18 protein-coding genes and 1 pseudogene are annotated in these 20,195 nt (G+C 58.6%); 9 read left to right on the forward strand and 10 right to left on the reverse strand.

The window, feature by feature from the left end:
• Window positions 1-327: 327 nt before the first annotated feature.
• Entirely contained in the window at window positions 328-4,875 is a 4,548-nt protein-coding gene (locus E5334_RS03965; protein WP_136012309.1) for a C-type lectin-like domain-containing protein, read from the forward strand.
• Window positions 4,876-5,048: 173 nt separating this feature from the next.
• Here E5334_RS03965 and E5334_RS03970 read toward each other — a convergent pair whose 3' ends face one another.
• A complete protein-coding gene (locus E5334_RS03970; protein ID WP_136012310.1) occupies window positions 5,049-5,849 on the reverse strand; it encodes an SDR family NAD(P)-dependent oxidoreductase in 801 nt (266 codons plus the stop codon).
• Between the two features lie 436 nt (window positions 5,850-6,285).
• On the opposite strand from E5334_RS03970, the gene E5334_RS03975 reads away from it, so the two are divergent.
• Window positions 6,286-6,921, forward strand: a complete 636-nt coding sequence (locus tag E5334_RS03975; RefSeq protein ID WP_136012311.1) for a GyrI-like domain-containing protein — start codon at window positions 6,286-6,288, stop codon at window positions 6,919-6,921.
• On the opposite strand, the gene E5334_RS03980 is transcribed toward E5334_RS03975, so the two are convergent.
• Entirely contained in the window at window positions 6,918-7,904 is a 987-nt protein-coding gene (locus tag E5334_RS03980; RefSeq protein ID WP_136012312.1) for a helix-turn-helix transcriptional regulator, read from the reverse strand. The genes E5334_RS03975 and E5334_RS03980 overlap by 4 nt on opposite strands.
• A 147-nt stretch (window positions 7,905-8,051) precedes the next feature.
• Here E5334_RS03980 and E5334_RS08905 point away from each other — a divergent pair, with 147 nt between their 5' ends.
• Both E5334_RS08905 and E5334_RS03985 read left to right on the forward strand, forming a co-directional pair.
• Window positions 8,052-8,159, forward strand: coding sequence for a GNAT family N-acetyltransferase (locus tag E5334_RS08905; RefSeq protein WP_369945918.1), 108 nt, complete (start codon window positions 8,052-8,054; stop codon window positions 8,157-8,159).
• A gap of 15 nt (window positions 8,160-8,174) precedes the next feature.
• Window positions 8,175-8,603, forward strand: a pseudogene (locus E5334_RS03985) (GNAT family N-acetyltransferase); the annotation flags it as partial.
• A 137-nt stretch (window positions 8,604-8,740) separates the two neighbouring features.
• Here E5334_RS03985 and E5334_RS03990 read toward each other — a convergent pair.
• The 7 genes from E5334_RS03990 to E5334_RS04020 all read right to left on the reverse strand — a co-directional run bounded on the left by E5334_RS03990 (window position 8,741) and on the right by E5334_RS04020 (window position 13,234).
• Window positions 8,741-8,914, reverse strand: coding sequence for a hypothetical protein (locus E5334_RS03990; protein WP_167604293.1), 174 nt, complete (start codon window positions 8,912-8,914; stop codon window positions 8,741-8,743).
• Window positions 8,915-8,925: 11 nt separating this feature from the next.
• Complete coding sequence (locus E5334_RS03995) at window positions 8,926-9,324, reverse strand: cation:proton antiporter domain-containing protein (protein WP_136012314.1); 399 nt, start codon at window positions 9,322-9,324, stop codon at window positions 8,926-8,928.
• Window positions 9,325-9,568: 244 nt separating this feature from the next.
• The gene (locus E5334_RS04000; RefSeq protein ID WP_136012315.1) at window positions 9,569-10,000 is read right to left on the reverse strand and encodes a hypothetical protein; all 432 of its coding nucleotides are present in this window, start codon (window positions 9,998-10,000) and stop codon (window positions 9,569-9,571) included.
• Window positions 10,001-10,086: 86 nt separating this feature from the next.
• Window positions 10,087-10,524 (reverse strand): LytTR family DNA-binding domain-containing protein, encoded by a 438-nt coding sequence (locus tag E5334_RS04005; RefSeq protein ID WP_136012316.1) that lies wholly within the window; start codon window positions 10,522-10,524, stop codon window positions 10,087-10,089.
• A gap of 469 nt (window positions 10,525-10,993) precedes the next feature.
• Complete coding sequence (locus tag E5334_RS04010; protein ID WP_275438920.1) at window positions 10,994-11,791, reverse strand: MerR family transcriptional regulator; 798 nt, start codon at window positions 11,789-11,791, stop codon at window positions 10,994-10,996.
• 211 nt (window positions 11,792-12,002) lie between these two features.
• The gene (locus E5334_RS04015; protein WP_136012317.1) at window positions 12,003-12,530 is read right to left on the reverse strand and encodes a hypothetical protein; all 528 of its coding nucleotides are present in this window, start codon (window positions 12,528-12,530) and stop codon (window positions 12,003-12,005) included.
• Window positions 12,531-12,547: 17 nt separating this feature from the next.
• Complete coding sequence (locus E5334_RS04020; protein ID WP_136012318.1) at window positions 12,548-13,234, reverse strand: hypothetical protein; 687 nt, start codon at window positions 13,232-13,234, stop codon at window positions 12,548-12,550.
• A 208-nt stretch (window positions 13,235-13,442) separates the two neighbouring features.
• Here E5334_RS04020 and E5334_RS04025 point away from each other — a divergent pair, with 208 nt between their 5' ends.
• Genes E5334_RS04025 through E5334_RS04035 form a run of 3 tightly spaced genes read left to right on the forward strand, consistent with a single transcriptional unit; the run spans window position 13,443 to window position 15,187 of the window.
• Window positions 13,443-14,030: a macro domain-containing protein gene (locus E5334_RS04025; protein ID WP_136012319.1), complete on the forward strand. Its 588-nt coding sequence runs from the start codon at window positions 13,443-13,445 to the stop codon at window positions 14,028-14,030.
• Complete coding sequence (locus tag E5334_RS04030) at window positions 14,027-14,635, forward strand: SIR2 family NAD-dependent protein deacylase (protein WP_136012320.1); 609 nt, start codon at window positions 14,027-14,029, stop codon at window positions 14,633-14,635. The genes E5334_RS04025 and E5334_RS04030 overlap by 4 nt, the downstream gene beginning before the upstream one ends.
• A gap of 33 nt (window positions 14,636-14,668) precedes the next feature.
• Window positions 14,669-15,187, forward strand: coding sequence for a nitroreductase family protein (locus E5334_RS04035; RefSeq protein WP_136012321.1), 519 nt, complete (start codon window positions 14,669-14,671; stop codon window positions 15,185-15,187).
• Window positions 15,188-15,679: 492 nt separating this feature from the next.
• Here the strand turns inward: E5334_RS04035 and E5334_RS04040 are convergent, their stop codons facing one another.
• Complete coding sequence (locus E5334_RS04040; protein WP_136012322.1) at window positions 15,680-18,130, reverse strand: transglutaminase domain-containing protein; 2,451 nt, start codon at window positions 18,128-18,130, stop codon at window positions 15,680-15,682.
• 287 nt (window positions 18,131-18,417) lie between these two features.
• On the opposite strand from E5334_RS04040, the gene map reads away from it, so the two are divergent.
• Complete coding sequence (map, locus tag E5334_RS04045) at window positions 18,418-19,302, forward strand: type I methionyl aminopeptidase (protein WP_136012323.1); 885 nt, start codon at window positions 18,418-18,420, stop codon at window positions 19,300-19,302.
• Between the two features lie 9 nt (window positions 19,303-19,311).
• A complete protein-coding gene (locus E5334_RS04050; RefSeq protein WP_275438921.1) occupies window positions 19,312-20,184 on the forward strand; it encodes a transporter substrate-binding domain-containing protein in 873 nt (290 codons plus the stop codon).
• The last annotated feature ends 11 nt before the right edge of the window (window positions 20,185-20,195 follow it).

The raw sequence follows: 20,195 nt of genomic DNA on the forward strand, positions 1-20,195 counted from the left end.
ATCTCGACAGCATATCCACTGATGTCCATTAATTAGACTTTTGCAGATATGAAAGGATAGCGCTCTCTTGCTGCTAAGTTGATGGTCTATACTTTCAGAAGAATTTCAGAAATAGGCAACCACTGGCCTATTTTCCGATGTCAGTGGGCCAGCATGCATCAACTGCGGGAAGAGGCAACTATGGACCAAGAAACACGCTCATCCGCAACCTGCGGCTTTACCTTATGGCTCTCTGGCTTTGCGAAACGGGTGGCTGTTGGCGCGCTTAGTGCCACGTTGGCACTTTCGTCATTGGCGGCGCTGCCACGGTGCGCAGAAGCGAACCCTTTGAGCGACCGGGCTCCGGTGACAGCCATGCGCGCCAATGAGCAAGAGGTGGAGCTTTTTATCAGGGCAGGTGCGGCAACGCCGGTGGACGGCCTTGCCAACACCTACAGCTTCCCCGACCTCAAGGTCACCACCGAGCCTGCCAACACCAGGTTCCAGAGCATCACCGTGCAGTTCACCACCGGCATTTCTGCAAACGACGAGATCTATTTCAACTCTGCCCATCAGCAGAACAACAGCGAGGCGCTGCCTTCTGGCTTTGTGCGCTACAGCGGCAACAAGCATGGCAACCACTCTGTCAACTACACTCAGCAGGGTGGCGCCACTGCCGATCAATGGCAGGACTTTCTCTCTCGCTACCTCACGGTGAGGCTGGCCGATTCCACCAACACCAAGGGCTTGAGGATCGTGGCCAGCCTGGCGCCTGTGTCTACCACTCGCGACTATAACTCCTTGAACGGCCACTACTACGAGGCTGGTCCCGTGATTGCCTCGTGGACCCAAGCGATCGAAGAGGCTGAAAAGCATAGTTACATGGGTATGCAAGGCTACTTGGTGACGGTGACCAATCAGGCCGAGCAAGATTTTGTGTTCTCGTTGGTGAACACCGATACCTGGATCGGTGGGACCTGCGATGATGCGTACACCATGAAAACCAGGTCTTGGGCACGCAACTATCGCACCAACAACGTCGATTCTCCCACGCGTTGGTCTTCCACCAATACGTTCAGAAGCGGTGCTTACAGCGACTACTATTGGGTGACAGGTCCGGAAGCCGGCCTTATGATGGGCCAATGCTATAACAATCAAAATCGTAAACATGCCACAAACCCCGAGACGGGCGAGACCATGTATATGAACTGGGCTTCAGGACAGCCCGATGGTCCCGCAAGCACTTCGGAGCAATGGATGCAGCTAGCTGTCCATTCCGGAGGAGGCACGGGCGGCTTTTGGAACGATCTTCCCAATCAGTTCGGCAACATACGCTACATCATCGAATACGGCGGCATGCCGGACGACAGCGATGAAGAGGGCGGCGACGCCGGCGCCGAGGCCAAGGTGGATGTCTATGTAAAGGTAGATATCGTGGTGGATCCTACCGGTCGAACCATCACCACGGAAGCTGAAGATGCGGTGGTAGGTCAACCGTTGGATATCAAGGAGAACGTCAACGGCGATCCAGAAGTCAAAACCCATATCATGGAGGACGCCGCCGAGACCGGCACCACGCCCGCTCAGGTGACCCGCACCTACAAGATAAAAGACCCCACATCTCCCGAAGCCGACGCACAAGGCTGGCGCGACCTCCATGAGGACGAGCTGACCGATAAGGGCGAGCCCTTCCATGCAGGCAGTTACAAGGTGGTCTCCACCGCCAACTATCGCGAGGATGCCGCTGGCAATGCGCTTATGCCTTACGTCCCCGGCGAAGCCACCTTCACCATCAAGCCCAAGCCTATCGATGTGACTCAGCCAGCCTCCAAGCCAGACGATCCCACACAGCCCGACGCAACCCAGGGCTTCGAGACTGCCGATCCTGCAACCGGCGATCCGTTGGCTGTGGCAGGCCGCTGCTGGTCCAAAGTTTATGACGGCACTCCCTACGTGGCCAAAGACCAGGTGTCTTTGGCAGACCAGCTTGTTGAAGGCGCCTCTGCATGGCTTGCTTTCGATCGCGCAGAGTATGCTTCCAAAGATGCGGGATCTTGCGATCTGGTGCTCTATAGCCCGCAGATCCAGGGCCCTCATGCGGCCGACTACCGGCTCACCGGCCTTGCCAGCGACGGAACGCTCACAGTAAAAGGGGAGATTGTTTCTCGGCCTTTGGTTGTCACCGCCCGTTGGTTTGAAGACGCAGAGGCCAACCCCTCCACCTGGGTGCGCGACGTGGCCTTCAGAGATCCGGCTCACCCAGACGCGCCTGTGGCTGCCAACAACGATGCAACGGAGTTCGACGCTTCGGCTGTTACCCAGAGTAAGGCAGACAGCGCCAACCACACCTGGCCGGTAGCCTGGCCTGCCTCTATGCTGGCTCCTGGGGACAGGTTGGACCAGGTGTTGGGCGATGCCAGCTATGAAGCGCAAACTGCAGGGGGCTTGCGCCTCAACGTCGAGCGTCCTCAGCGGGGCACCTATACTCTGAGCCTAAGCTATAGCGGGGTCGCATCGGTCATTGAGGGCGGTCCGCTCCTGAGCCAGGACGGAAATTATCAGGTGACGCTGGTGCCTGACACTCTCACGGTGACTGACCGTATCATGGTGAACCTTACCGAGAAAGACCCCATTTCTATCATGGAGCCCGTGAAGCCATCGGAGCCTGCCCCCAAACCGGTGGCTCCCCAAGACTTTGTCAAGATCATCGAGGACACCTTTGGCCCTGATGGCCCGTCGCCTACAGGCGGAAAGCTGCCAGAGATGCCCGATGGTGTGGAGCCTCAGGTCATCATCAAAAAAGGCAATCAGCCGGTAGACGAGATCGACCCTTCCAAGCCTGGCGACTACACCGTTACCGTGACCTATCCCAGCCCGGACGGCACCGACTATATCGCCCATATCGACTATGAGGTCAAAGCCGATCCCACTCCTGATGAGCAGCGTCAGTTCTACCAAGTGGCCACTCGCTTGGAGGGGGCCATAGAGGGGGCGTCGATCACCCCTACCAAGACGTTGGCCGCAGGCTCCAGCCACAAGGTGTCCTGGCAGCCTGGCCCCGATAGCTACGTGGTCTCTGTAGAGGTGGACGGCAAGGTCCTTAAAGATGCGGCCACCTCGTGGACCTTCGAGGATTTGGCGGCTCATCACCAGGTGACGGTCACCTTGGCTCAAAATCCCGTTTTGCCTGGAGGATTCACCTATGGCCATTACACCGTGACGGTGAACAGCTATGGCCAAGGCGCCCAGGTGAGCCCTTCGCAGACCTATGTGCCCGGAAGCGACGCCCAGGCCAGCTGGGCGGCCAAAGAGGGTTATCAAATCAGCGCCGTGTGGGTTGACGGTGTGCAGCTCACTGCGGACCAATGTGCTGCAGGAGCTGCGAGCTTCCCCTCCATTGGCGCGAACCATGTAGTGGACGTCTACACCTGCAAAGCCGACGGCACCTCTGCCCAATCTCCTGATGACCTCAAGGTCACCACTCAGATCAAAGGCGGTCCCGGCACCATCACCGGAGGCGCCACGGTAACTCAAGGCGGCTCCTACCATGTGGCTTGGGAGCCCGTCATCCAAACCACGCCCGTGGTAACAGACCCTGCCTATGCGGTCTATGAAGTGAAAAGCGTTGAAGTGAACGGCGCTGAGGCCGCAGGCACTGCCGATCGTGAGATGCAGCTCGATAACATCAAAGAGAACAAGAACGTGGTGGTTACGGTGAGGCCGGTGGTCTATCACGTGAACGTGCAGTCCTACGGGCCTGGCACCGCGTCGGCATCGCGCACGCTTTATAAAGGCCAGGGCTATTTAGACATCGCCGGCACGCCGCAGGCCGGGGCGCGCATCACCTATATCGAGATAGACGGCGAAGTGGTCTTGGACGAGAAGGCCGGCATCACGCCTTCGGCGCTGAAGGCTGCGGGCTTCTCGGCGGGAGCCTTTAGCCAGGTGCGTGCCGCTGCCCCTCAATTCCCGGCCCCTGTGAAACATCAGCGTCAAGCCAACGGCGCCAAGTTGGACCTGGGCTTTGAGGGCATCGACCAGGACCATGTGGTGAAAGTGCTCTTTGCCAAAGAGGGGGAGGATCCTCTCAACGACGAGGACGTTCATGACAGCGGCTTGATAGGGGTTACTGCCGGCGTCGAGGGCGGCCCGGGCAGCATCGAGGTGGATCAGCCGGCAGACCCAGGCACTCCGCCTCATCCCGGCTATGTGGACCCGACAAAAGAGGCGCCTGTGGCTTGGGAGCTCCCCGACGGCTATAGGCCGCTCGAGCTTGTGGTGGGCGAACAGCGGATCCCCCTGGACCCTGATGCGACCTCAACAACCATTCCTGCAGGCCTGCTCAAAGAGGGCGACCACATCTCGTTGGTGGTGGAGAAGCGCGCCGCAGACGACGATAAGACGCACCCAAGGCAGCAAACCCCGCCTGCGTCCGAGAAGCTGCGCATCGATACCTCGCTGGCGGGCGGATTGGGTTCCATCAGCGCAGGCGCCCAGGTCGACCGCCATGGATCCTATACCGTCACCTGGTCTGCCGAGCCTGGCTATCGAGTGGCCAAAGTCCTGGTAGATGGCATTGAGCGCCCCGATCTCCTAGAGGCGTTCAGCTACACCTTCGAAGACGTGGGCGAGCACCATTCGGTGGCAGTGGAGCTGGAGGCTGTCCCGGCCGATCCTCCTGCCGAGAAAGACCCCGCTCCTTCAGGCGACGACGCCGCACCGGGATCTTCTGCCGCCAAGCCGACGGACGATCGGCTCGTAGCTCGCCAAGAAGCGGACTCTCGAATTATGCCTGCCACAGGCGACGAAGCGTCGGGGCTGCCAGGCATCATGGTCGCGGGCGCCCTGCTGCTCACGGTAGGCTGGCTTACCCTGAGCCGCCGGTGGCAAAGCTGATCGTGGAGCGCGGCCTGATCATGGAGCGCGGTAAGTCTTAGGCCCAGGTGGGAATGCAGGCGCTTCTCGGCAGGGCTGAAAGAGGCACGGCAAAAAGCTGGAGGCAGGAACTTGCGGGTTCCTGCCTCCTTTTTTGCGACAAGGGCAAGTGGGGCCGTGCTGCTACGCCTTGGCTACCAGGTACGAGAGGCAAGGGCGCGGAACTGGGCCACGGTAGGCACATGGGCGTTCAGGCCACCGTCGACGGTGACTATCTGGCCGGTGAAGTAGCTGCTCTCATCGGAGCCAAGGTAAACGCACATGGCGGCGATGTCTTCGGGAGTGCCCCAGCGGGTGACCTCGATGTTGTCCAGGAAGATGTTCTTGAGCATATCGGGGACGCGGGCCTCGTTCTCTGGAGTGACGATAAGACCAGGCCGCACGCAGTTGCACCGGATGTTTTGCTTGCCATATTGAAGGGCGGTGTATTGAGTGAGCTTGTCGACGCCGGCTTTGGCGCAAGCATAGGCAGTGGAGCCTAGATCACCCGAGCAGGCAGCCATGGAGCCGATGTTGATGATGGAACCGCCGTCGTGCTCCTGCATCACCGGAAGCACCGTCTTGGTGCAATAGAAAGTGCTGCGAATGTCACTGGCAAACACGGCATCCCAGTCTTCCAGAGAGATTTCGTCCACACGGCCGTCATGGAGCGCCATGCCTGCGGCGTTGTTCACCATGATGTCGACGGTGCCCCAAGCGGCCACAGTGTCGGCAATAAGAGCATCGACGGACTCGGGCTTGGTGACGTCCATAAAATGGTACATGGCACAGCCGCCGGCTCCGGTGATGGCATCGACCACGGCTTGGCCGCGCTCTTCGCGACGTCCGCACACTACGACTTTGGCGCCTTCGGCTCCGTACATCTTTGCAATCCCTGTGCCAATGCCGCTGGTAGAGCCGGTAACAATGGCAACCTTGTCCTTCAAGCGATCCATGGGGTTCTCCTTGCTCTCTTCTCTTTGGCCAAATGCCTGCCTCACCCTTAGGTAATGTGGGCAATGTCAGGCAGCTTCCTAAAACTGTACGTACTGTAACACGCTGACTGCAGGTTGCTTAAAATGATTTCACCCTAGTGGCGGACGGTTTTAGGTAACGGGATGTCAAGGGTTATGGCGACAGGGGACATGTTCTCACCTGGGGACCCATGCGGCGAAGGCCTCCGTCATACTGGGGCTTTGCAATGTGGGGCAGGTGCGCCAAGACACAGATCGTTGCTTGGCAAGACTGCTCTCCTGTCACAGAATCCCAAGGAAACCGCTACCCTAAGTACAGCGAGTGCAGCTGATGCAGTACATACAGCGAGTGCAGCGGATGTAGCGCAGCCTCTGCGCTTAGCGCTCTTGGCATGCCAACCATTCTTGGGGAGGGCTCATGGCCTTTGACTATAAGAAAGAGTTTAAAGAGTTTTATCTGCCTCCCAAAAAGCCCACGCTGGTGGACGTACCTCCAATGCGCTATGCGGCGGTGCGAGGCCAAGGCGACCCCAACGAGGAAGGCGGGGCTTATCAGCAGGCATTGCAGCTTTTATATGCGCTGTCCTACACCATAAAGATGTCGCCAAAATCTGGCGAGCATATCCCGGGCTATTTTGCCTATGTGGTGCCTCCGCTGGAAGGGTTTTGGTCGTTGGCGCAAGGCCAGACACTCTTTGATCCTGAGTGCAAGGGGGAGCTGAGTTGGATCAGCTGTATCAGGTTGCCGGATTTTGTGACCCCTGAGGTCTTTGAATGGGCAAAGGGCGAGGTTGCACGTAAGAAAAAGCTGGATTGCGCCGCCGCGGAGTACCTGGAAATGCACGAAGGTCTCTGCGTGCAGTGTCTCCATGTGGGCTCTTATGACACCGAGCCGGCCACTATTGAAGCTATGCACGCCTATGCTCAGGCGCAGGGTTGCTGCATAGATCTTTCGCTTGCGCGCCTGCATCATGAGATTTATCTGTCCGACCCACGCCGTGTGGCGCCCGAGCGTCTCAAGACCGTGATTCGGCTGCCTACCGTCAAGGCTTAGGCATCCTCTAAAAGGAAGCGTAGGTAATTGTGGTATTCATCCACCAGGCTTTGGGGCGACAGGATGCGCACCGCCTTGCCCATGGAGGCCACCCACCCAAATAGTTGCTCGCTTTTGTAGACCTTCACTTGGCAGCGGGCCTCAGAGCCATCGGTGGGGAGGAACTGGGCGGCATCGCCAAAGCGGTCCGCGAGGATCTCCACCTTGCTGGGATCGGCTGCAAAGGTGGCAAGCACGGTATCGCCGCAAAAACGACCAAACATCACTGCCTTGGTAGACTCATGCTGAAAGTGATCGATGCGATCGTTATGGGCGGCAGGGATATCCTCAAGGACGCGGATGCGCGCCATGCGGTCCAGCCTGAAGGTGGTCAGGTTCTCATGGGCGTCATTCCAGGCGGTGAGGTAGTAAAGGCCGTCCTCGTAGGAGATTGCCACGGGAGTGACCTGGTGCTTCTTGCCGCCACGAGTCTCGTAAGGCTTGCCGTCCACCCCAATCTTTCGATAGGAGAACTCCAGCTGGCAGTCCTTGCGCATTGCTTCGTGGATCACATCCACCGTGGAGAGCACACTTTCGCTTTTGGATTTGATGCGGCCGGTGACATGGATGCGGCGATCCAGCAGGTCTTGCTCGCGATTGTTGGCCAGCTGTTTCACATTGGTGATGAGGGCCTTGGCCTGGCGCTCGGTGATGGCGCGGCTGGACTGAATGGTATCCACCAAAAGCATGAGCTCGTCTAAGGTGAAGTCCCTGCGCACGATGGCGTATTGCACAGGATTTCGTGGAAAGGCCTGGATGTCGACGTCAAACTCTCGCAGCGATTTGATATCCCCGTAGATGCTTTTGCGCTCGGCAGAGACCCCGTAATCTGCAAGCTTTTGGATGATTTGAGACATGGTCAAGCCATGCTCGGCATCGGTCTCTTCTTGGAGGATTTTCCAGAGGTAAAGCACTTTAGTCTTTGCTTTGCTGTTATAGGTCATAGCTGCGGCTTTCTCGCATCCTGGATCCAAATTGAAAATAGTATACAACTTTTAGCTATACTGAGTGTCGGCCTGTCCTTTGAACGGGACAGTATTAAGAAGACTTCTCAAGAGCTGCGGCTCATTCAAACCTCAAAGGACTCCGTCATGATCCTCGAAACCCCACGTCTCTGGCTTCGCCCTTGGCAAGAGGCCGATGCCCCCGATCTCTACCGCTACGCCTCGGATCCTCAGGTGGGCCCGGCAGCGGGGTAGCCAGTTCACCAAAGCCCGGAAGAAAGCCGAAAGGTCATCCGAGAAGTGCTCTCTGGCCCCGAGGATTATGCCATCGTTCCCAAGGAGGTAGGGCATCCGGTGGGTTCCATTGGCCTAATGTGCGGAAAGGCCAGCAATTTGGATCTCCCGCCCTTCGAAGCAGAGCTCGGATACTGGATTGGCGTCCCTTTTTGGGGTCAAGGGCTTGTGCCCGAGGCTGCCCAGGCACTGCTGCGTCGTGGTTTTGAGGAGCTTAAACTCGAAAAGATCTGGTGCGGCTACTTCGACGGCAACGAGAAGTCTCACCGCGTCCAAGAAAAATGCGGCTTTCGCTCCCATCACACCAATCCGCATGCAGGGTGTCATATCGAAGGCGTCTACCGAGTAGAGCATGTCTCGGTGCTTGAGGCATCTGCCTGGGAAGCAGGCAAGAGCTTGATGTAAGTCCTTCTCGGCAAAAGGGCGCAAAAGCTACCGAGAAACGCCAGCCCTCCCACCAGAGAGCCTCGTCTTTGGCTGGAGGGCTTTGTGTGGCGCCGCAAAGCGGCGGGGTTGCGGCAAGGGTGCGGGACGCCGGGAGCCTACTGGTTCTCGAGGCTGGCTTGGAGCGCATAGACGTGGCTTCTGAGCTCGCGGGCCACGGAGTCGGAGATCTCTCCCGCTTCGCTCATGTGCCGGATGACTTCCAGCTCGACGGTGAGGGCGTTCTCGTCTACTTCGTCTGCATAGTGGCGGGCTTTGACGAACTGCTCCAAGAAGTTGGCTTTCATGCCTGGTGGCAGGCGGGTGTGGGGCCTAGGGCCGCAGCGCAGGCAAAGGCGGCGGCCAGCGGCATGGAAGGAACCAGGCCATAGAGTGCGGCTCCCACCACCAGCACAGTGGCGACCACCAGCCCTACCGCCAATGAAAGGATCTGTCCCTTGTTGCGGAAAAGCTCCCGGCGGCTTGACTCCCTGGCCTCATTAAAGAGCAGCGGTGCGATAAAGAGCACCATAAGCAATTCGGAGCTAAGATGCACATCGGTGACGGCCGGGGCGAAGAGTGCCACCACAAATCCCACCAAGATTTGGATGAGGGGCAGCGCCACACGGGTGACTATCTTGCCAACGATGGCTGACACAATGACGCAGGCCATCACAATGAGGGTGAACTCCAGGGTTTCCACCTATAGGGCCTCCTGACTTCAAGGGAGGCCAGGCGGCGGAAGTCGCCTGGTCCCTGCTGCTATCCCTTAAAAACATACCCAGGGCTCGGGCTCCCCTGTGGCGCAGTGGGGGATTGCCTGGCATAGACATAAAATGCCGATAAAAACAGCAATTGGTTGCAGGATCTGTGGGCTCTTGTGGCTGAGGCGTCGGGGTGTCGCTTTAGTAATTACGAGCTAGGAGGGTGCGGGTTTCTCGGCAGGATCAGCGTCCCATGCGCTGGTGGTAGTCCTTGAGGGCGGCGTCGAAGCTTCCGGAAGTGCGGCGGAAGTAGATCTGGTAGCCCACGCAGCACGCGCCCAGAATAGCCAGGTAGATAAGGGCGAACGTGCTCCAAGCCCAGGGGTTGTCCATGGGAAACCACTGGCCCAGCCAGGCACAGGCTGTCAGCAGGATGAAGGCGGCAAGGCCAAAGCCCAGGATACGCACGGGATAGCTCAAGACTTTGATGAAGTGATCGGTGAAGAAGAAAGCCCGCAGGAAGGCGATGGCTAAGGAGGCCAAAAACAGGGTGAGTGTGAGGGCGAGCCCGTAGCTGAGGCCGATAAAGGCGATGGCCGCCAGGGTTCCAGCGAGCATGTAAATGGTGAATAGCCGACAGGTGGAGGTGAAGACGCTCTTGGCAAAATCGTTCATAGTGGGTCCTTTTGCGAGGGGTGGCGGTCGGGCGCGAACGCTGCGGCGATGCGGGGGGGCATGTAGGCGACGCAGGGCAATGCGGCTTAGATGCCAATACGACGTTTGATGGCGGGTGCGAATTGGCGGGAAGCGATGAGGTGCTCCTGGTTGTCGAGCACCAGTTCAAGCCGGGCGTTAAGGTAGGGTCTCAGACGCTCAAGATGCGCCAGGTTTACGAGCAGCTGACGGCTCGCGCGAATGAACTCGGTGCCCACGAGATTGGTTTCAAGTTCTTGGAGGCAACTGGACGATTCCAGCACCGCCTGCGCGGTATAGAGAAAGGTCTTGCCGTTGACGGCTTCGATGTAGAGCACCTCGCGAGCTCCCACTATGTGCAGGTAGCCATCGAGAAGGCCGGCGAGGCGAAGGTCGGCCGCCTCGGCTGCCTCGATGATCTGGCATACACGGCTGTCGATGCGTGGGCACGCGATGGCTACCTGGATCTCTTCGAGCTGGGGATCCTCTTTGACAGAAAGATTCATAGGGCACTCCTCTCTGGAGCCACTATGAAAAACTCTGGCGCCTCGCACAAGGGCGGCAGGACCTAGTTGCACTGGGGGATGCCCCAGTTGCACAAAAGAGCGGCCTTGCGCTGGGAGCGCAAGGCCGCGGGGCTGCGGGATCTGTCTTTGTTCGCGGCCCTTAAGCGTGCCGCAGTTGCGCTGGGCGTGCGCCTAGAGTGATGAGCGTACGCCTGCCTGTGGGAGCGTGCATCTGGCCGTGATGGGCGTGCGCCTGGTCATGAAGGCATGCAGTCAAGGGCTTAGTTGCAATGGGGAAACGCATCGTCCCAGTGCCGAGACCCCTCTCATAACGGGAATTGTCGCCCCAAGCCCCAAAATCCGCCCAAAAACTTGCTATGAGAGGTCAAGTTGCAAGTTTCGCAGGACTAAAACTTGCCAGAAGAGGTTAACTGGCAAGTCCATCGTTGCACCGGCAAGTCCCGCAGGGCTACTTTCCGTGGGCAGCGTCGACAGCGGACGCCAGAAACTCTGTGGCTCCCTCGCCGGCAGCAGAGTCGTAGTACCTCACAAAGCGCGGATCTGCCAAATAGCCGTGTACCAATCCCAGGTAGGCATCCTCTGCATAGCCGGGACCCCAATGGATGGAGATCCACTTCTCGTGCATACGGGCCAGCTCGGCAGACGCATCGCTTGCAGGATCTCCCGTGGCCATGGCCACGCGCAGTTGGACCTTGATGCTTTCTTCCAGCAACTCTTTGGCATCCCACTGATCTTTGGTGAGCGCCATCATGCGGGCGTTGGAGGCGTCGATGACATCGTCGCCATAGCGATCGCGAGCCTCCTGACCGTAGGTGGCTTCAAAATCTTTAATACCTTGGGCTTTCATAGATTCAAAGGCTTCGTTGGGTTTCATAGCATAAATCCTTTCAAGGGTGCATAGTGCGGCTTTGGTACGCGAGATGGCGTTGTCCAGCGACCGTCCCTGAGCTTCCAGTTGCTTCAAATGCTCCTTAAGCACCTGTTCCAGCGGCGTATCTCGCTCCGACAACAATCGCCTGATGGTAGCTAGCGGAAGCCCGCAGCCCTTCATAGCCAAAATCTGTGCCAATCGCTTCAAGTCATTTTCGCGGTAGACTCTGTAGCCCGCATCTGTGCGCGCTGGCACCAGCAGCCCCATGGTCTCGTAATAGCGCAGCGTGCGCGCACTCACTCCAGCCAACCGAGCCGCCTCGCCAATGCCCAGCGACCTCACATTGCCCTTTCGCGTATCCTTTAAATCGTTCACAGATTCACCTCCTTCAAACTGCCGAGAAGATCGTCCCTCCTGACGCGGCGTCAAGGTCAAGAGGTGCGCTCTCTCTTAATGCACCCAAGAAAAGAGACTCCCAGGAATGCTGCGCCCTCGCACATCCTTGCGCCGGCTGCCTCTTCGCTCAAAGCCGTGGTCTATGGGGCTGCGGCAGGGGATGCCCAGGGCGTGCCCTACGGGGCTTGCTTTAGGGGCGGCGACCGTTGGTTCTGCGTCTGGAACGGGTGCTGGCCGCGGGGCTGTGGGCTTCTCGGCAAGCCTTGATGGCAGCGAGGCATACATCGGCAAAGCGCTGGATGGCGTCTACCTGCACGCACTGGCCGTCTTCTCGGTAGCGCAGAGAAGCATCTGGGTTGTCGCTTGTGCGCAGGCCGCCAATGGAAAGCGTGACGGTACCTGGGATCTTGTGGGTCTCTACCACTGGAGTCACAGTGGAGCCGCCCAGCGCCCAGGCAGCGAGACCGGCGTCTTCCCAGCTGCCGGTCTCTTGATAGACCGCGAGTGCCGCCCAAAGCCCAAAGTCGTCCTGCTCTTCTACCAGGCGCCCGGAGCGGTAGCTGCGCCCCTGAACCCCGCTATGCACGATGTGGGAGGTGGGGGTGAACCCATAGCAGGTGCCACCCACCTTGAGGCCCCAAGGATAGACCTCCCAAAGGCCGGTTCCGTTGGTAGCCTCAAAGCGGGCGAGGCAAGGGCAGGCGTTGTCATGGGCCATGAGAGCTCCTTGGGCTACTAGTGGAGAGGCTGGTCATGCCCCGGGATGTCTGAGATGGTGCGCAGGCCGTTGCGGGGCGCCGGAGCCAAGTCGAACCAGTACTTCCATTGGCCCAGGGGATGTGCGCCGTGAACGCCTGCTGCCCCGCGGAACGCGTCTTTAGGGATGAAGGTGTGAAGCGGCTTGCCGTTGTGCATGGTGAGGTGGATGTTGCCTTTGGCCAGCGCCTCTTCTACAAAGTTGACGCAGTTGTAGGTCACTAGGTTGTAGGTGCCTGGCATGGTGCGTTTGAGCTTTGCAAAGGCCGCCACGGGCTCGTAGGCTTTCTTGTCGCACCAAAGAGCCAGAGCGGCGTTTACGTGCTCGTTCCATTCATTGCCTGGCTGACCATGGATGATCCAGCCGGAATCCTCTTGGATCTGGGCAAAGGTCTCAGGATGCTCCAGGCAGGCCATGAGGGCAGGCGCCTCCAAGGCTTTGCCGTGACGGTAGAAGGAGTAGGTCTCAAGCGGGCCGCCTTCTGGGCCTAACGCCAAGATGGCATGGCCCTCGCCATCGGCTGCCTCAAGGTTAAAGAGCACATAGATGCTGTAAGCGTCTGCCGGAGGCGGGGTTTGCCGAGAGGCAGGAATGGCTTCGCGCTGCTGGTTTTCGTGGGATTTGGCCAGGTCGTCTTCTATGTAATCTCTCGGAAGAGTGCTCATGGGACCTCATCGATTCGAAGGGTAAGGGTGCGACCTCAATGGTACCCCCACACAACGTTCATGGGCGTTGGCGCAGGTAGCGTCCAATGGTTACCTGCGGGTGACCTGCGAACTTGAAGGTGCGTACTTCTCGGCAGGGTTGTGAGGATCCATAGCGGCCTCATGAAAAATAGTGGCCTCATGAAAACTCTAAGACGAGGAAGTCGCTATGAACAATGAAATGACCCAGCAGGAGCGGCGCCTCTGGCTTATCGATGCGCTTCTGGCCGAGGATCCTCGATACGACCAGCTTTTGGGCTGCTTTCACCCTTGCCACGGCTGCATCGACAACGCCATCCACAGCGCGGCGGGCCTAGAGCTTCGCCAGGCCTGCGCCGAGCTGATGGCTGCTCAGGGCCATCCCGAGCCCTGCGGCCAGGCAAAGCTCACCCCGGCGCTCAACTTGCCCAGCCGCTTTGTGCTCCACACCGTGGGACCTATCGTGCGAGGGCTGCTGACGCGCACCCACAAAGCGCAACTGGCTTCTTGTTATGAATCGTGTCTTACCCTTGCCAAGAAACACTCCCTCAAAAGCCTGGCCTTTTGTTGCATCTCCTGCGGCGAATACGGCTTTCCGGCCGACGAGGCAGCCCTCATTGCCACCGCTATCGTACGCGACTACCTGAGAACCACTTCGAGAAGCACTTCGCAGACTTTAGGCGTGCCTACGGCATCCGCGACATGTATAGCGGCGGCTTTTATCCCTACAAGACGCTGGAAGAATACTGGGCCTGGTGGTCGAGGGCCATCTGGGTGAATCGCTACGACGTAGAGGCGGGGCAGCCCTACTGCGACCTGTTGTCGCTGGTAGCGCCCAAAGATTATTTTGTACTCACTACCAATGTGGACCATCAGTTCCAGCTGGCGGGGTTTGCCAAAGAGAGGCTCTTCTACACCCAGGGCGACTATGGGCTGTGGCAGTGCTCGGCGCCCTGTCATGCCGAGACCTACGACAACCGCGAGGCGGTTGAGGCTATGGTGGCAGCGCAGAAAGACTGTAGGATCCCGCGCGAGCTGGTGCCTTTGTGCCCGGTGTGCGGCGAACCCATGACCATGAACCTGCGCTGCGACGAGACCTTTGTAGAAGATGCTGGTTGGCATGGGGCTGCTGCCCGCTATCGGGAGTTTTTGGAGGCTCATCAGGGGCAGCAAGTTCTCTTTTTAGAGTTGGGTGTGGGTCAAAACACCCCCGGGATCATCAAGTATCCCTTCTGGCAGCAGGTAGCCAAAAACCCGCAGGCGTACTATCGCAGCCTGAACGACGGTCAGGCTCAGGCGCCGGCGCAGATTACGTCGCGATCACTCTGCATCGACGGCGATATGACGCCGGTGCTCGCACAGGCAGCAGCTAAGGCACAATAGGTGTGAGTTGCAGTCCAGAGAGGAGAGGGGACTATGGATTTCTTGGAGCTCGCCAAGGAGCGTTTCTCGGTAAGAAGCTACAGCCCAAAGCCGGTGGAGCCAGAGAAAGTGGCCAAGATTTTGGAGGCTGCCCAGGCAGCGCCCACTGCTACCAATAGTCAGCCGCAAAGGGTCTATGTGCTTCAAAGCCCCGAAGCGTTGGAGAAGATTCGGCGGGTGTCCAAGAGCACCTATGAGGCACCGCTGGTGTTCTTGGTATGTTCGGACAAGGATCGGGCTTGGAAGAGCCGCTATGTGGAAGGCTATGACTCCGGCGAGATGGACGCCTCCATTGTGTGCTGCCACATGATGTTGGAAGCCACCGCTCTGGGATTGGGTTCCCTTTGGGTGCTCTTGTTTGATCCGGCAAAGGCGCGCGTTGAGTTTGATTTGCCTGAGTCCGTGCGCCCGCATTGCTTGCTTTGCGTGGGCTATAAAGGCCAAGAGGCTATGCCCAATCCCAAGCTCCACGAGGTATACCGTCCCAGGGATGAGTGGGTGTGCGAGCTTTAGAAAAGGGGTGCGGTGGCGGCTTTGCGGCTCCTGTTTGGTGATGCCCTGGCGCCCCAGCGATCTCCTTCCGGGGCCGCAGATTGCTGCTAGAGTCCGAGCGGATTCCTCTATGGGCGTCTTTCTCTATGGCTGCCTCAGAAAAGCATCTACTTTAGCTACATAGCATGGTAGCTAAAGTAAAAGTATAGATATAAATACCACTATCTTAGCAACGCTGTGGTGTAGCTATTGAAGAAGGTTTTCTGAGGGAGCCAGACCCTAAAGCCATGGGTCCATAGGAAGGTGCTAGACCCTAAGAGCCATGGGGCCCTAGGGGGGCGCCAGACCATACCGCCCTGGGCCGTAGCTTTGTCACAGTCACAGGACCAGGAGTGTTGCCTCATTTCCTCTTGTCTGGCTTGCTCTGGGCCCGCCCCTGCCAAGAAAAGCCCTCATCTGCAGCCATTGTGCAGATGGGGGCTCAAGGGATCCAGCAGAAGGAGTACGGAGCGCTTAGCGGGTAGCGTCCCAGACTCCCGCGCCGTTCACGTGCCAGCGACCAATCCACCTGTTGGTGGCCATAGCGCCGGAGCCGCCCACGTAGTAGTTGCCAATCCAGCGGTTGGCCGCCATGGCGCCAGAGCCGTCCATCCAGTACCAGGCGCCCCCAATCCACTGCCAGCCGGTGAGCATGGCGCCAGAGCCATTCAAGTAGTACCAGGCATTGCCTACCCAGCGCCAACCGGTAGCCATCGCGCCTGAACCGGTGAGGTAGTACCAGGTGCCTCCCACTTTCACCCAACCGGTGGCCATGGCGCCAGAGCCGTCCATCCAGTACCAGGCGCCGCCAGTGTAGACCCAGCCGGTGGCCATGGAGCCGTCTGAGTTGAGCCAGTACCAGGCGCCGCCTACCCATTGCCAGCCGGTGGTGGGAACACCGGAGCTCGTCAAGTAATACCAATGATTGTCGATGTACTGCCAGCCGGATGCTGCAGTGCCGTCAGCGTGAAGGTAGGTGCGCTGACCAGCTATAGTCACCCAGCCAGAGGCTTGGGTACCGTTGCTGTTGAAGTAGATGCGCTTTCCAGAGATGGTGTTCCAGCCAGTAGCCATGGTGCCGTTGGAGCCAAAGTAGCAACGCTGGCTGTCGATGGTTTGCCATCCGGTGCGCATGGCGCCGTCGGCGCCCAGGTAATAACGGGCATTGCCCAGGGTGAGCCAGCCGGTAGCCATGACGCCGTTGGAGCCAAAGTAGTAGTGCCTGCCAGCGATGGCCTGCCAGCCTGTAACCATGGTCCCGTTATCGTTGAAGTAGTAGCGAGCTCCGCTGATGGTTTGCCAGCCGGTGCGCATGGCGCCATCGGTTCCTAGGTAATAGCGGGCATTGCCCAGGGTGAGCCATCCAGTGGCCATAGCGCCATTGCCATCAAAGTAGTAACGCTTGCCTCCAGTGGTGACCCACTGGTTTTTCGCCTGGGTGTGGGCATCTGACCAATACTCTTGGTGGCCGTCAGAAGAGACAAGACCGGTGGGAACGCGTACGGAGAGCGTCGTGGGCGCGTAGGATACCTCTACCCGATCGGTGGTTTTGCCGCTCACATTCCAGCTTTGGCTAGAGAGCTGTTGGGCCACGAGGTGGTAGATGGGATTGGTGATAGAAGAGCCCAGATTGCACCGGGGGACTTGAGAGAAGGAAAGCTGGCCGGCCCTAAGCTTAGAAGCGATCAGGTTGGCCTCGTAGTCGGTGAAGTAATTCAGGTCTCCAGAGCGAATGAGGTGGCAGTTTTGGAGAGAGTTCAAAGGCACGTTGGCTGCTTCGAGCTTGGGGTGCACCAAGGCGGTGGTAGCAGCATCCAGGCCAAAATAGATGTGGCGCAGGCTTGGGATTCCCGGATAGCCGCTGGATAAATCGTAGTCAGTGTCATCCCAGGTGGCATCGATGGTGCACCACTGGCCGTCCAGTTTTGCGAGCGTCCACACATGGTTGTCGTCCACTTGGCGACCGGTCTCGATGCCCAAGTCGTTGAGAAGCATCACCAGGCCGCGGTGGTAGGACTCGCAGGTGCCAAGACCGCGGGTCAAGGCTCCTTCGGCTCCGCAAAACCCAAAGGTGTGGTCGTACTCCATATGGTCGATGATCCAGTCATGGGCCCAGAGGGCCAAGTCATACTGGGAAGCATTGGCCCCTAGCTCGGCCTTTGCCAGGGCAGCCAGCTGGCGGGACTTCTCATGGACCGAAGGCACATTGGAGTCATTTAGAGATACTGCTAACCTGATGTACTCAGCTGCATAGTACTCGGAGGCCACCACGTTTGAAGCAGGCCCTACGCGCACAAGTACGGCTATGGTGTCGTTGGATGTGAAAGTCACCTCGAAGTTGGGAGACGATGGGTCCTTATACAGAGGACCTGGTACCCACTCGCCTTTACTATTTTTAACTTTCTTCAAGAACTGTGAGGTGTCCATGATGTAGTCGTCATAGATCCACACAGGCTGACCCTTGTCATCTGTGCCTTGATGTACGAGGTCGATGCCATCCACCCGATAGTTAGCTTCGGCAGGAAGCCTGGTGGCGATTACGTGAAACTTGGTGGGCTCTCCTACCTTGGGCTCAGTCCAGGCCATGCCTAGTCCCAGGCGGGAGCTGGAGGCGTAACGCACATTTTCATAGTAGTTGCCCTCCGAGTCTGTATAACCTGCGTTTGTAGTCGGGGCTCGTCTGAGGCCGGAGCTCTCGGTGGATGGGGGAATGGGGATGTCGGCGTCGCAAACCTCATCCAGGGTGGCAGAGGCGGGTTTCTCGGCAACGAGTACGCCTTGGGGCAAGGCATTGGCGAGGTTGGAATCCGCACGAGCGGGGGTGGCCGGGAGGCCCAAGCCAAGGCAGGCTGCCACGGCGCAGGTGAGTGCCAGGAGCTTGAGAAGGCCTTTAGGTCCTTGGTGTAGGGAGAATCGCCGCTTCATAGGAGCACCCTTCAGAGAGATGGTGAACTATATAGGGACAGGTTCTTTTCAGTGTAGGCGGCAACAGGTTGCCTTTAGAAGGGTGGTCGACGGGCAGGTGAGCTGCGGTTATCCATCTGGTAACGGAGGGATGTGGCTTTGGGAGAGGTGACGCTGCGCTCTTAAAGAGGGTTCAAAATGGGGTACAGGTTGTACGCTTAGGTGATCTGTGGTCAGAGGCAAAAGGCGAGGCTTGGAATGCGGGAGTTTCTCGGCTTCGGCAGGCTTTGCCAAGAATAGGAGAGGCTATGTTTGACGGATTGCCCGTTCCTGGTCGCAACGACGAGTGCTGGTGCGGCAGCGGCAAGAAGTATAAGAAGTGTCATGCGAGGGCTGACGAGCGCATGGATGCGCTCTATGAGGCCGGAGAAGAGATGCCTCCGCGCTCGCTGCTCAAGACGCCTGCGGATATCGAAGGCATCAAGGCTTCGGCGGCGGTGAATATGGGCGTGCTGGATTACGTGGGCGAGCATATTGGCCCGGGCGTGTCTACGGCAGACATCAACCGCTGGGTGGAAGAGTATATGGCGGAGCACGACGCGGTCTCGGCAGACCTCAACTACGAGGGCTATCCCTACAGCGTGTGCACCTCCATCAACGGCGTCATTTGTCACGGCTTTCCCTGTGAGGAGGACGTGCTGCAGGAGGGTGACATCATCAACGTGGACATGTCCACCATCAAGGATGGCTACTACTCGGATTCCAGCCGCATGTACTGCATTGGCGAGGTGTCTCCAGAGCGCAAGAAACTGGTAGAGGTATGCCATGAGTCGGTGCAAAAGGGCTTGGATGCCATCAAGCCTTGGGGTCATCTGGGCGACGTGGGCGCTGCGGTGAACGAGTATGTTAAGGCCAATGGCTTCTCGGTGGTACGTGAGTACGGCGGCCATGGCATTGGCGTGGAGTTTCACGAGGAGCCCTTCGTGAGCTTTGTCTCTGAGCCCGGCACAGGCCCCATTATGGTTCCTGGCCTCTGCTTCACCATCGAGCCCATGGTGAACGCCGGCGCTCCCGACATCACCACCGACGAGGACAACGGCTGGATCGTGCGCACGGCAGACGGCAGTGACTCGGCCCAGTGGGAAGTGCAGTTGGTGGTTACCGACGACGGCTATGAACTTCTGAGCTGGTAGGAGGTACTTGTGGCAAAGACGGAATCGGCGAGCCTCTCTCGTCGTGGATTTTTAGCATTGGGTGCGAGCTGCACCTTTGGGCTTGCTATGGCGCTGTCTGGCTGCAACTCCGGGGGTGGGGAGACAGCTGGCCCAGACGGCAAGAAAAAGCTCGTAGTGGCTATGGAGCTTGCCTATCCGCCCTTCGAGACCAAAGATGACGCTGGCAACCCTTCCGGTCTTTCGGTGGACTTCATCAAAGGCTTTGGCGAGGCCTACGGCTACGACGTCCAGATAGACAACACCTCCTTCGACGGCCTTATCCCCGCGCTCCAAACCAACAAGGCAGACGTGGTGTTGAGCTCAATGACCATCACGCCGGAGCGCCAGGAATCCGTGGACTTCACCGACCCCTACGCGGTGGCCCAGCTGGCCATTTTGGCCAACAAGAACTCAGGCATCAACTCTATCGACGACCTCAACCAACCCAACAAGACCGTGGCGGTAAAGACCGGCTCCACCGGCGACGTCTATGCCACCAAACACCTCACCCAGGCAAATATCGTGCGCCTGGCAGACGAGAGCGCCTGCGTGACCGAGGTGGTCCAAGGCAAGGCAGACGGATTCCTCTACGACCAGCTCACCATCTATCGCAACAACCAAGCCAATCCCGACACCACTTCTGCCGTCTTCATCCCCTTCCAAGACCCGGAGATGTGGGGCATGGCGGTGAAGAAGGGCAACACAGAGCTCAAAGACCAGCTCAACGAGTACATCGCCCAATGCAAAGAGGACGGCGAGTTCGATCGCCTTACCGAGAAATACCTCCACGATGAGAAGGCGGCCTTTGACTCTTTGGGATTCCGCTGGTTCTTCGACTTTGAAGGGGAGCAAGGCCAGTGAGCGAGCGTTCG

Origin of the sequence: Muricaecibacterium torontonense (assembly GCF_004793925.1) — a bacterium.
GTDB lineage: Bacteria > Actinomycetota > Coriobacteriia > Coriobacteriales > Atopobiaceae > Leptogranulimonas > Leptogranulimonas caecicola.